The organism is Janthinobacterium sp. GW822-FHT07H10 (assembly GCF_058798675.1).
Genome location: NZ_JBXAKS010000002.1, coordinates 66,058 through 77,745 on the forward strand (window position 1 = coordinate 66,058; position 11,688 = coordinate 77,745).

Annotated in this window: 8 protein-coding genes; 5 read left to right on the forward strand and 3 right to left on the reverse strand. The window is 64.5% G+C overall.

The window, feature by feature from the left end; genetic code table 11:
• Positions 1 to 153 precede the first annotated feature (153 nt).
• The 3 genes from AC1RDJ_RS04400 to AC1RDJ_RS04410 all read left to right on the forward strand — a co-directional run bounded on the left by AC1RDJ_RS04400 (position 154) and on the right by AC1RDJ_RS04410 (position 3,846).
• Complete coding sequence (locus AC1RDJ_RS04400) at positions 154 to 1,893, forward strand: methyl-accepting chemotaxis protein (RefSeq protein WP_493026603.1); 1,740 nt, start codon at positions 154 to 156, stop codon at positions 1,891 to 1,893.
• Between the two features lie 430 nt (positions 1,894 to 2,323).
• A complete protein-coding gene (locus tag AC1RDJ_RS04405) occupies positions 2,324 to 2,731 on the forward strand; it encodes a hypothetical protein (RefSeq protein ID WP_071323216.1) in 408 nt (135 codons plus the stop codon).
• A 2-nt stretch (positions 2,732 to 2,733) separates the two neighbouring features.
• Entirely contained in the window at positions 2,734 to 3,846 is a 1,113-nt protein-coding gene (locus tag AC1RDJ_RS04410; RefSeq protein ID WP_493026604.1) for a hypothetical protein, read from the forward strand.
• A 15-nt stretch (positions 3,847 to 3,861) separates the two neighbouring features.
• Here AC1RDJ_RS04410 and AC1RDJ_RS04415 read toward each other — a convergent pair whose 3' ends face one another.
• Positions 3,862 to 4,779, reverse strand: a complete 918-nt coding sequence (locus tag AC1RDJ_RS04415) for a lipase secretion chaperone (RefSeq protein WP_493026605.1) — start codon at positions 4,777 to 4,779, stop codon at positions 3,862 to 3,864.
• Positions 4,780 to 4,789: 10 nt separating this feature from the next.
• On the reverse strand, positions 4,790 to 5,704 hold the full coding sequence (locus AC1RDJ_RS04420) for a lipase family alpha/beta hydrolase (protein WP_071323219.1): 915 nt from the start codon (positions 5,702 to 5,704) through the stop codon (positions 4,790 to 4,792).
• 335 nt (positions 5,705 to 6,039) lie between these two features.
• Between AC1RDJ_RS04420 and AC1RDJ_RS04425 the strand changes: the two genes are divergently transcribed.
• Entirely contained in the window at positions 6,040 to 6,756 is a 717-nt protein-coding gene (locus AC1RDJ_RS04425; protein ID WP_083411741.1) for a TetR/AcrR family transcriptional regulator, read from the forward strand.
• Positions 6,757 to 6,835: 79 nt separating this feature from the next.
• Here AC1RDJ_RS04425 and AC1RDJ_RS04430 read toward each other — a convergent pair whose 3' ends face one another.
• Positions 6,836 to 9,115 (reverse strand): penicillin-binding protein 1A, encoded by a 2,280-nt coding sequence (locus tag AC1RDJ_RS04430; protein ID WP_493027140.1) that lies wholly within the window; start codon positions 9,113 to 9,115, stop codon positions 6,836 to 6,838.
• Positions 9,116 to 9,375: 260 nt separating this feature from the next.
• Here AC1RDJ_RS04430 and AC1RDJ_RS04435 point away from each other — a divergent pair, with 260 nt between their 5' ends.
• Positions 9,376 to 11,643 (forward strand): OPT family oligopeptide transporter, encoded by a 2,268-nt coding sequence (locus tag AC1RDJ_RS04435; protein ID WP_071323221.1) that lies wholly within the window; start codon positions 9,376 to 9,378, stop codon positions 11,641 to 11,643.
• Positions 11,644 to 11,688: the final 45 nt, after the last annotated feature.

Genomic DNA, 11,688 nt, shown 5'->3' on the forward strand with positions numbered 1-11,688 from the left:
TTTTCCACTATGCTTCCTCTTATGAAATCTCGCCAATTGTAACGAAGCGTACGCCCCGTCCCCGCCACCTTTATACAAGTGTCAGCTGTTTTACTCGAACATGCCAGCCCCAACCTCGCCAGCAGTTATCGTGACTTTATAAAGGACCTAGCCATGTTTAAGAATTTACTGATCAAATGGAAGTTGGCGACGCTCGTCGCCGTGATGATGGCGGCGCTGCTGGTGGTGGGCATCTGCGGCTATACGGGCATCGCCACCGTGGGCGATGCCGTCAATGAAATCGGCGTGGTGCGCCTGCCGTCGATCCAGGGCTTGCTGATGATTAACGAAGGCCAGACGGCCGTCGCCGCCGCCACCCTGACGGCGGCCATCTATGAAAACAATTACCAGGCACAGGACAAGTTCGCGGAAGCGCTGCAGCTGCGCACCAAGGCCTGGACGAATATCGAGGCGGGACGCAAGCTGTACGAGCCGCTGCCGCAGACGCCCGAGGAAGCCGTGCTGTGGAAGCGCTTCCTGGACGAGTGGACGGCCTGGAAGGCGGACGACGACAAGGTGCGCGCCATCCTGCGCCAGCTGGCCGACAACCGCGACGAACAGCAGCAAAAGACCCTGTTCGTGGCGTTCTACAAGCAATACCAGGATTCGCGCAGCCTGTTCAGCAAGGCCGAGGGCAGCCTGAACGAAATCATCAAGCTCAATAACGGCGTGGCCGAGGCCAGCGTGAAGGCGGGCGGCGCGGCCGTGGTCCGCTCGGAAAGCCTGATGCTGATCCTGGCGCTGCTGGCGTCGGCCGTGGGCATCGCCTGCGCCGCCTACATCACGCGCGCCATCACGCAACCGATCAACTCGGCCGTGAAAGTGGCGCAGACGGTGGCCTCGGGCGACCTGACCAGCCATATCGACGTGCAGACGACGGAAGAAACGGGCCAGCTGCTGCAGGCCCTCAAAGACATGAACACGAGCCTGGTGAGCATCGTCGGCCAGGTGCGCAGCGGGACGGACACCATCGCCACGGCCTCGTCGCAGATCGCCAGCGGCAACCTGGACCTGTCTTCGCGCACGGAAGAGCAGGCCAGCTCGCTGGAAGAGACGGCGTCGTCGATGGAAGAACTGACCTCCACCGTGCGCCAGAACGCCGACAACGCCCAGCAAGCGAACCAGCTGGCGCGCAGCGCCTCGGGCGTGGCCGTCAAGGGCGGCGAGGTGGTGGGCAAGGTGGTCGAGACCATGGATGCCATCAACGAATCGTCGCGCAAGATCGTCGACATCATTTCCGTCATCGACGGCATCGCCTTCCAGACGAATATCCTGGCCTTGAACGCGGCCGTGGAAGCGGCGCGCGCGGGCGAGCAGGGGCGCGGCTTCGCCGTCGTGGCGACGGAAGTGCGTAATCTGGCCCAAAGATCGGCTGGCGCAGCGAAAGAAATCAAGACCCTGATCGGCGACTCCGTCGTGGCGGTGGACGCGGGCAGCAAGCTGGTGGCCGAGGCGGGCAGCACGATGGCGGAAATCGTTTCCAGCGTGCAGCGCGTGACGGACATCATGGCGGAAATCAGCCTGGCCACGCAGGAGCAAAGCTCGGGCATCGACCAGATCAACCAGGCCATCGGCCAGATGGACCAGGTGACGCAGCAGAATGCGGCCCTGGTGGAAGAGGCGGCCGCCGCGGCCGAATCGCTGCAGGAACAGTCGGGCCAGCTGGCCGGCGTGGTCAGCGTCTTCAAGCTTGACGGCATGCAGGCAGCGCCGGCGCGCGTGGCGGCGACGGCGAGCAAGCCGCGCGTCGTGGCGGCGCCCGTGCGCGCGGCCGCGAAACCGCGTCCCGTGCTGCGCGCCGTGCCGTCCGGGCACAAGAACGCATCGCGCGATGACGAGTGGGAAGTATTCTGATCGTGGGATAGGGTGACGGCGGCCTTGCCGCCTGCCCGATACCGGACGGCCGCCTTGCGCGGCCGTTTTTTGTGGCCGCGCCACATGCCGGCAGGGCGCCGGCGCTGTTTTCTTTGCGCGCGCTCAAAGCCGTGGCGCAGGAAGGGGATTGAATAGGCAGTTCAGGCCAACCATCCCGGGTATTCCGGTCGTTGCTGTCTTGCGCCGGCGTCTGCACAGACGCCATGCCCCCATGGTTGTCGCCGACAGGTCCGGCTGATCAGGCACAGCTGCAACGATTCCCATCTCCCTGCTCCAGCACAAGCGGTCGCGGTCGCGTCTGGGCATGCCTATGGGGCGTTATTTGGCCGGCAAGCCACCGATCACGGCGGCCCGGCATTCATCGATCGCATGCAAACCAACGAGAGGAGGGCGCGCCATGAGCCTAGCCATGATAGATTTCAGTACCCGAAACTGGGTCGATATTCCAGCCGACACGCGTCGCATCCAGGTGCAGTTGCTCGCCAAGCCCCCGGTGGGCGCCAATCTCAAGATCGTCATTTTCAGCAGGGAAATTTCCGAGTCCTCCGAATGGGAGAAGATCGGCGCCTCGTTCCTGGACAACCTGGCCCATACGCCCGACGTGCAATCGACCTCGTTTCCCGTCAAGCCAAGGCGCTACTATTCGTTCAAGGTACAGGGCGAGGCGCACCTGCTGATGCCGCAGGTGGACAAGCTGCGCGTGGGGTTGTCGGTCCTGGCCGATGATGACGAGCTGTTCGACTACGGCTCTCCTCAGGCGATCGACGGCAATGCGGCGGGATTGATCGGCGTCACCTATCTGCAACTGGTGAACTAGCCATGCGGCCCTTTCCGGCGTATGGCATGCCGCTGTGCCTGTGCTTGTGCTGTGCCAGCGCGGCCGCGGAAAAAATGTCGCTCGGCAGCCTGCTGCAGAAAGCCGTAGTCGACATGCCGGCGACGACGGCGCCCGCCGCCTTCCTGTTGGGCGCTTCGGCGCAGCAGGTGCCGCGCCTGTCGACTTTCCGCGAATTCGTCACGCAGATTGCGCGGGCTTACGATGAAAACGGGGAACTGGCCAATGCGGTGGCGGCTGAAATCGCGCCCAGCCTGGTGCTGGGGCATACCAGCTGGGATGGCATCGTGCACAGCTGGCCTACCCGCGTACTGTCGCGCACCACGGTGTCGTTTGCCACCAAGGTGGGGGAAAACAACGGCGCCAAGCAAACGGCGCTGGGCCTGCAGTCCGTCCTGTATTCGCGCGAAATGGATGGCGTGTTGCTGGTGGCGGCCGACGACCGGTGTCGGGGCGCCGCCCGTTCCTTCGACGACAGCGCGCCACCCCTGGCGCCGCCGGGTAATGCGCCGGGGGCGCCGTCGGCCGCCGTGCCGATGTCCGCAGAAGTCCAGGCGGGCATTGAAAAGTGCCAGGAAGAAATTACAGGCATCCTGAGCAAATGGAACCAGACCATGCTGGCTTTCGGCGCGGGCCGGGTCTTTTCCTCCGGCGATGCGCCCGACGCCAGTGCCGCGGATGCCTCGGCCTATTGGCTGACGGGAAGCTATGGCGGAGATCTTGGCAAAGAAAGGCTCGATACCGGCAAGCGGCTCGGTTACCTGCTGACGGCGCACGTCCGGCACACGCGCAATGCGGCTATGAAAGACATCGCGGGCAATGACGTTCTGGCCCGCCAGCGCGTCGCCGGGCTCAATTTACGCTATGGCAATCCACGTCTGGCGGGCATTGCCGAGTATTCCATTCTCAGGAGCAGTGCGCCCGGCTTGATTCTCGATGATCGCAAGCGCGCATTGCTTGGCCTGGAATACAAGGTGGCTGACGGCCTGTATCTGACCCTGGGCGTGTCCAGTGACAGGCAAGCAGGGCAAAGCAAGCGTTCGATGCTGGCCAATGTTAACTGGGGGATCGCCAAGTCATCCGTCATCTTTCCCTAACGGGCGTGGCCACCTTCATTCGTAGGCGCCCAGCCTGCGCTGTTCGTCCGGCGTGAAACTGGCGTCGCGCAGCTGCTGTACGGCCGTCGCGTCCTGCGCGCCGCCGGGCAGGCTGGCCTTTTGCGCCTGATAGGCGATGATGCGCTGCTGCCATTGCGATTCTTCGCGGTCCAGCTCGGCCAGGCGCGCCGCCGCCGCCGGCGTGAACGTGCTGGCGCGCAGGCGGTAGACTTCATTCTCGCCGCCGCCCTGGGCCCGCAGCGCCTGCACCGAGGCGTCCAGCTTGGTCACCTGCAGCGGCGCGTCGCGCGCGGCGCGCTGGGCCGGCGACAGGTGCTGGTCCAGCGCCGCCAGTTTCGCCTGGCGCTGCGCCTCGTCCAGCGTGGCGTCGCCGAGTATCGTCATGCGCGCCACGGCATCGTCGTCATACGCGTCGCTGGCGCCGAACAGGCCCGCGCTTTCCTGCGCAGTAAAATAATTGCCGCGCAAGGCCCGCATGGCTTGCAGCCGCGCGCGGGCCGCCATGGCGGGGTCGGCTTGCGCGGGCAGGGCCTGTTCCGCGCCGGCCAGCGCCTGCCTGTAGTCGAGGTAAGCGCCCAGCAGGCGCTTCGCTTCGCGCGCGGGGACGGGCGCCAGGCGCTGGTCCAGCTCCGCCTCGATCTGGCTGCGGATGGCGGCCAGCGGCTTTTCGCCGAGGCCCGCCAGGTAATAGTCGAACAGGTGGCCCAGTTCCGCGTCGACCACCAGCTTGTCGCCGGCGGCCACCGTCACGTTGCCATCGGGCCGCGTGCCTTCCATCGAGCGCACGAACGCAAACAGGTCCGGCTCGGCCTTTTCCGGCGGCGGGGCCGGCGGCTCGCCCGGCCGCAGCGCCAGATACAGGGCCAGGGCCGCCACGCCGCCCGTCATCATCCATTTCGCGTTCGTGCGCATCGCCGTCTCCTTACAGTCCCAGGCCTTGCAGGCGGTTGGCCTGCTGGCGGAAGACGGTGACGGGGCTGGTCTCGAACAGGTTGACGATGCCGACGAACTGGTTGACTTCATCGAGATGGTTCATCGCGTAATCGTCGCGGATCACCTTGCCCAGGTGGCTCGAGCAGCTGCTGACGAGGCCATCGTTCTTGGCGCCGCCAAAGGCCAGGCTGATGGCGGCCAGCAGCGGGTCGCCCACGTCGAGCACGTTCGTGTACGGCTGCGCGCCGCTCCACGAAAAGTAGTGCACACCCTGCACCTGGTAGGCGCCTTCGCCGCAGGCCGTGGCCGGGATGCCTTGCGGATGGCGGCTGTTGAAGGCCAGCGAACCGGCCGTGGACAGCGAGGCCAGCGAGGCGCCCGCGTTTTGCGGCAGCCCCTTGTTGCCCGACAAAATGCCGATCAGACTGGCGAGCGCATTGCCCAGCGCACCACTCGTGTTGGGGGCCGCGCCGATGAGGATGTCGGCCACCTTCGAACCCTTGTTGACGCCGGCCACGCTGGTGACGGAAGCCACCAGGTCGGGCCGCACGGACGCCACATAGCGGGCCGTGGGGCCGCCGTGGCTATGGCCGATCAGGTTGACCTTGGCCGCGCCCGTGGCGGCGAGGATTTGCCGCACCTGCGACAGCAGCTGCTCGCCGCGCACTTCCGTGCTGTTGGCGGCCGACACGGTGGTTACATAGACTTGCGCGCCGCCGCTGCGCAGGGCAGCGGGGACGCCATAGAAATATTCGACGGGACCCAGCTTGTCGAAGCCGAACAGGCCGTGCACCAGCACGATCGGGTATTTCGTTTGCGTGTAGCCGGCCGCGCTGGCGCTGCCGGGCAGGATGGCGATGGCGAGGAGCAGCGTGGATAGCAGTTGCCAAAAGCGAGTCTTCATTTTGTCTCCGTTCTTATTAATAGTCGATTGAATTAATAGTGGAAATGTCGATGCTGTAGCGATTACCCGTGTGCCCACTGCACATTCTATCGATGCATGAAATATAGCGAGCGCTCGGTTTTTTGAATGTAGCACCGCTGGATTTAAATTGCATTTAAATTGCATGATGCAGCGCAATATCTGTGCGCATTCATCGTTGCTTATGCACTCATTGCATAGTTGAAAAGTAAAATAGTTGTTTTCCTGAGCTATAATCGGCCCCGCATCAGCCGTCCCGCCGTCTTGCAGCGCCGCCCAGGCACTGTATTTACACCGCTCATAACCGTTACTTGGGAATGCACTTGTCGACCCATTTTAATTTCGAACAGTTTCAGCAGATGACGCCCCTGAATGGCGAAAACATCTGGGAATATATTCTTGACCGCCACGCGGGCCGTATCGGCGTCAAGCGCCGCAAGCCGGCGCTGGAAAATCTCGAACGCATTTTCGGCGCCACGTTCCGCCTGGCCAATGACGTCGGTTTCCGCGCCATGAGCTTGCGCGACCTGTGCCGCGAGACGGGGCTGTCGATGGGCGGCCTGTATGGCTACATCACCAGCAAGGACCAATTGGCCGAAATGATCGAGGACGTGGTGCGCCACGCCACGCAGGCGTTGCCGCTGCTGTTCGCCGACGTGAAGTCGCCGCTGGACCGCCTGGAAGCGATGATACGCTCGTCGATCTACCTGTCTGAAGTGCTGCAGCCGTGGTTTTACTTCGTCTTCATGGATTCGCGCGTGCTGCAGGTGGAGCAGCGCAGCATGGCGAAGAACTCCGAACTGTTCGTCCAGACCCTGATCGCCGCCACCATCGCGGAAATCGAGCCGAAGCCGCATGGCGATCCCACCTTGCTCTCCGCGCACTGCCTGGCCCTGTTCCAGGACTGGTACGTGAAACGCTGGAAGTACCGCGCCGCGAAAGTCAATGTCGACGATTTTGCCGATAGCGTGGTCAGTACGGTGCGCAGGTATTTGAGCATGAGCGGCGAGGTAGGTCGGACTAGCGCAGCGTAATCCGACACGCACGGACGGCGGCTCATGCCGGGTTACGCCGTTCCGGCTAACCCGACCTACGCAAACTGCCCTTTACCCATCAGTTCGTGGTTTCCGGCGGCAGCGTCTCCGGCACGGCCGTCGGATCCGTCGGCGTCTCGGCCTCCATATCCAGCGTTTTCACGCCGTTCATGTCGATGAATTCATCGTACATCCATTCGCCGTCGACCTGGCTCAGGCCCGCCGGCACCGCGCGCGCGACTTGCGGGCGCGTCGACAGGGCCGTGCGCATGTAGTCGATCCAGATCGGCATGGCCAGGGTGGCGCCGAATTCGCGCCCGCCCAGCGATTTCGGCTCGTCATAGCCCATCCACGCCACCGCCACGATGCCGCCGCCGTAGCCGGCGAACCAGCCGTCGACGGCGTCGCTGGTGGTGCCCGTCTTGCCGGCTAGGTCGCTGCGTCCGAGTTTCTTCGTCGCCGCCGCGCCCGTGCCCGAGCGCGTCACTTCGCGCAGCATGCTGTCCATGACGAAGGCGTTGCGCGGGTCCAGCGCCAGGGTCTTGTCGTCGTTCGGCGCCGGCGGCTTGGTCTGCATCAGGATGGCGCCCTTGGCGTCGACGATGCGGTCGATCAAATACGGTTCCACCTGGTGGCCGCCGTTGGCGAACAGGGCGTAGGCGCCCGCCATCTGCACGGGCGTGACGGAACCCGTGCCCAGCGCCATGGTCAGGTTGTTCGGCTGGCGCGCCGGGTCGAAACCGAATTTCTCGAGGAAGTCGTGCGTGTACGACACGCCCAGCGCGCGCAGGATGCGCACCGAGGCCACGTTCTTCGATTGCGCCAGCGCATAGCGCATGGTGATGGGGCCGTCGAACTTGAAATCGTCATTCTGCGGTGCCCACACCTTGCCGCCCGCCTGCAGTGCCAAAGGCACGTCGTTGATCAGGGTGGCCGGCGAAAAGCCTTTTTCCAGCGCCGCCGAATACACGAAGGGCTTCATGGCCGAACCGGGCTGGCGCCACGCCTGCGTGACGTGGTTGAACTTTTGCAGGTTGTAGTCGAAGCCGCCCACCATGGCGTGGTAGGCGCCCGTGTCGGCGTCCAGCGAGACGAAGGCGGCGGCCACCAGCGGCACTTGCGTGATGGTCCAGTTGCCCTTGGCGTCCTGGCTGATGCGGATCACGGCGCCCGGGCGCAGCTTGATGCCGGCGCCGGCCTTGGCGGACAGGGCCGGGGCGGCGAAGCGCAGGCCGTCGCCCGTGATGGTCTTGGCGTCGCCGTCGCCGGTGTCGGCCACCACCTTGCCGCTGGCGACGTCGGTGACGACAGCGGCGATCAGGCCGTCGCTGTCCGGGCGTTTTTGCAGCGCAGCATCGATGGCGTCGTCGCGTTGTTCCGCATCAGGCGGCAAGTCGATGAAGGTTTCCGGGCCGCGGTAGCCGTGGCGCTGGTCGTAGGCGATGACGTTGCGGCGCGTCGAGGCGTAGGCCGCATCCTGGTCCGCCTTCAAGATCGTCGTGTAGACGCTGATGCCCCTGGTGTAGCTGTCTTCCTTGTATTGCGCAAACACGGCCTGGCGCGCCAGTTCGGCCACGTATTCGGCGTGCGTGTCGAAACCCTGCTTGCCGCGGCTGTTGACATGCAGCGGCTGCGCCAGCGCCTGCCGGTACTGGCCTTCGCTGATGTAATCGAGTTCGCGCATGCGTTTCAAGACCAGCTGCTGGCGCGCGTGCGCCTTTTTCGGATTGCTGATCGGGTTGTGGCGCGACGGGTTTTGCGGCAGGCCGGCCAGCATGGCCATTTCCGCGATCGACAGCTCGGACAGCGGCTTGCCGAAGTAGGTCTGCGCCGCGCTGCCGAAGCCGAACGAGCGCTGGCCCAGGTACATCTGGTTCATGTACAGCTCGAGAATCTGCTCCTTCGACAGGGCCGATTCGATCTTCAGGGCCAGCATGATCTCGTTCAGCTTGCGCGAGGCGACTTTTTCGCGCGTCAGGAAGAAATTGCGCGCCACCTGCATGGTGATGGTCGAGCCGCCGCCGTGGCCGAAGCCGTGGCGCAAATTCGACAGCACGGCGCCGCCGGCGCGCACGAAGTCGATGCCGTGGTGTTCGTAGAAGCGGCTGTCCTCGATGGCCAGCAGGGCCTTTTTCATCATTTCCGGCACTTGCGCGATGGGCACGAAGTCGCGGTGCTCCTCGCCGAATTCGCCGATCAGCACATTGTCGGCCGTGTACACGCGCAGCGGGATCTTCGGCTGGTAGTCGGTGATGACGTCGAGCGCGGGCAGGCGCGGTTTGACATACAGGAACAGGTAGGCGGCCAGCAGCAGGGCGCCAGCCAGCGTGGCGCAGCCGGCGAGGATGACGCCGCGCATGGCGGCGCGGCGCGAAGGCCAGGGAAATCCGGTTCGTTTGGCAGTCAAGGCAGTCTCATGTGAGCGTGCAAGGCACGGTGGCAGCGATTATAGACCAATGCGCCAGCGGCTCCGGCGCGGGCGGGGCGCCGGGGCCGCCCGTCGGGAGCGGGAGCAAAAAACCTTTTCATCGAAACGCGGCTGTGCGATAGTCTCGGCTTCAAGAAAATAGCCCGGGCGTCAATCCGGGCTGTTTATTTTATAAAATTAAGGATTTATTTATGGCAAAAGATGCAATGCCGAGCGCCGTGAAGCCGTACATCCCGGCCGATGCGAAGCTGCCCGAGATGACCTTCCGCGCGCTGTTCATGGGCGTCATCCTGGGGATGGTCTTTGGCGCCTCCTCGCTCTACCTGGTGCTGAAAGTGGGCCTGACCGTCAGCGCCTCGATTCCCGTCGCCGTGATCGCCATCACCCTGTTCGGCCTGGCCAAGAAGGTGGGCGGCAAGGATTCCTCGATCCTGGAAAACAGCATCACGCAGACGGCCGGTTCGGCCGGCGAGTCGCTGGCCTTCGGCCTGGGCGTGACCATGCCCGCCATCCTGATCCTCGGCTTCGACCTGGAAATCTCGCGCGTCATGCTGGTCGGCGTCCTCGGCGGCCTGCTGGGCATCCTGATGATGATCCCGATGCGCCGCACCATGATCGTCGACCAGCACAAGGAACTCAAGTTCCCCGAAGGGACGGCCTGCGCCGAAGTGCTGAAGGCGGCCGCCACGGAAGAATCGCGCATCGCCGCCGGCGAAAGCATCGAAAAGGACTCGGCCGCCGCGAAGGACGCCAAGCGCCGCGCCAAGATCATCTTCGGCGGCTTCGCCGTCGGCTTGCTGTACAAGGTATTCAATATCTCGTTCAAGGGCTGGAAGGACACGCCGGGCGTGGAATTCGGCGCCCCGCTGAAGGCCGGCTCCATCGGCGCCGAGATTTCGCCCGAGCTGCTGGGCGTGGGCTACATCATCGGCCCGCGCATCGCCGCCACCATGGCGGCCGGCGGCGTGCTGTCGTACCTGGTGCTGATCCCGATGATCAAATTCTTCGGCGACAGCCTGACCACGGTGCTCTCGCCGGGCACCAAATTGATCAGCGAAATGGGCGCGGACGATATCCGCAGCGCCTACGTGCTGTACATCGGCGCGGGCGCCGTGGCGGCCGGCGGCCTGATTTCGCTGGTGCGCGCCATGCCGATGATCTGGCGCAGCCTGTCGGCCGGCCTGAAGGGCCTGGGCAAGGGCGTCAAGGTCACATCGACCCTGCGCACGGAGCAGGACATCCCGCTGAAATGGGTCATCATCGGCTGCCTGTCCATCATCGCCGTGATCACCTTCGCCACGCCGCTGCACATGAATTTCCTCGGCGCGCTGCTGATCCTCGTCTTCGGCTTCCTGTTCGCCACCGTCTCGTCGCGCCTGACCGGTGAAATCGGCTCGTCGTCGAACCCGATCTCCGGCATGGCCGTGGCCACCCTGCTGTTTACCTGTTTGATCTTCCTGATCATGGGCTGGACGGGCGGGCGTTACTATGTGACCGCCTTGTCGGTGGGCGCCATCGTGTGCATCGCCGCCAGCAATGCCGGCACCACCTCGCAAGACTTGAAAACCGGCTATCTGGTGGGCGCCACGCCGCGCCTGCAGCAGTACGCGATCCTGGCCGGTGCGCTGTCGTCGGCCCTGATCCTCGGCCCGATCCTGCTGAAACTGAACGAGGCGAGCACCGTCTACGTGCCGGCCGCGCAAGTGGCGCCTGGCCTGACGGTCGATGCGTCGAAGCTGACGGTGACCGGCGAGCTGCATGGCCCGCAAGCCGAGACCGACCACAATACGTACAAGGTCTGGCAAAAGACCGATACCGTGGGCGGCCCGGCCGGCAAGTACTTCGTCAAGGACGACGGCCAGCTGGCCTATCTGGTCGATCCGGGCATCAATGGCCATTACAGCAAGCGTCCGGACGGCTCGGAAGTGAAGAAATACGATGCGCCGAAGGCCGTGCTGATGTCCTACATCATCAAGGGCATCCTCGACCAGCAGCTGCCGTGGACCCTGGTGCTGTTCGGCGTGATGATCGCCGTGGTGCTGGAAATGGCCGGCATCCCGTCGCTGGCGTTCTCGGTGGGCGTCTACCTGCCGCTGTCGTCGACCCTGCCGATCTTCGTCGGCGGCCTGGTGCGCTGGCTGGCGGACCGCCGCAACAACAAGCTGGAACACAACGCCAGGCTCAATGACGAAGAGCGCCAGCTGGCGGGCGACCGCAGCTCGGGCGTGCTGCTGGCGTCGGGCTACATCGCCGGTGGCGCGCTGGCCGGCATCATCATCGCCATTACGGCCGGCGTGCTGACGCACTTCGACCAGATGATGGCCGACTGGGCCGAGCATGGCAACCCGTTCTACGCGGGCATGAACTCGGACGTGCTGTCGCTGCTGCCGTACGCTGCCATCATCGTGCTGCTGTATATCGTGGCGCGCGAGAAGAAAGCCGACAAGCCGCAGGCTTGATGTCTGACTAAGCCCCATGAAAACCGCCCGGCTCGCACCGGGCGG

Coding starts and splice junctions, on each gene's coding strand:
- AC1RDJ_RS04415 (WP_493026605.1), bottom strand. CDS start 4,779: ATGCGCACGAACGCGAAATGGATGATGACGGGCGGCGTGGCGGCCCTG.
- AC1RDJ_RS04425 (WP_083411741.1), top strand. CDS start 6,040: ATGCACTTGTCGACCCATTTTAATTTCGAACAGTTTCAGCAGATGACG.
- AC1RDJ_RS04430 (WP_493027140.1), bottom strand. CDS start 9,115: ATGCGCGGCGTCATCCTCGCCGGCTGCGCCACGCTGGCTGGCGCCCTG.
- AC1RDJ_RS04405 (WP_071323216.1), top strand. CDS start 2,324: ATGATAGATTTCAGTACCCGAAACTGGGTCGATATTCCAGCCGACACG.
- AC1RDJ_RS04420 (WP_071323219.1), bottom strand. CDS start 5,704: ATGAAGACTCGCTTTTGGCAACTGCTATCCACGCTGCTCCTCGCCATC.
- AC1RDJ_RS04400 (WP_493026603.1), top strand. CDS start 154: ATGTTTAAGAATTTACTGATCAAATGGAAGTTGGCGACGCTCGTCGCC.
- AC1RDJ_RS04435 (WP_071323221.1), top strand. CDS start 9,376: ATGGCAAAAGATGCAATGCCGAGCGCCGTGAAGCCGTACATCCCGGCC.
- AC1RDJ_RS04410 (WP_493026604.1), top strand. CDS start 2,734: ATGCGGCCCTTTCCGGCGTATGGCATGCCGCTGTGCCTGTGCTTGTGC.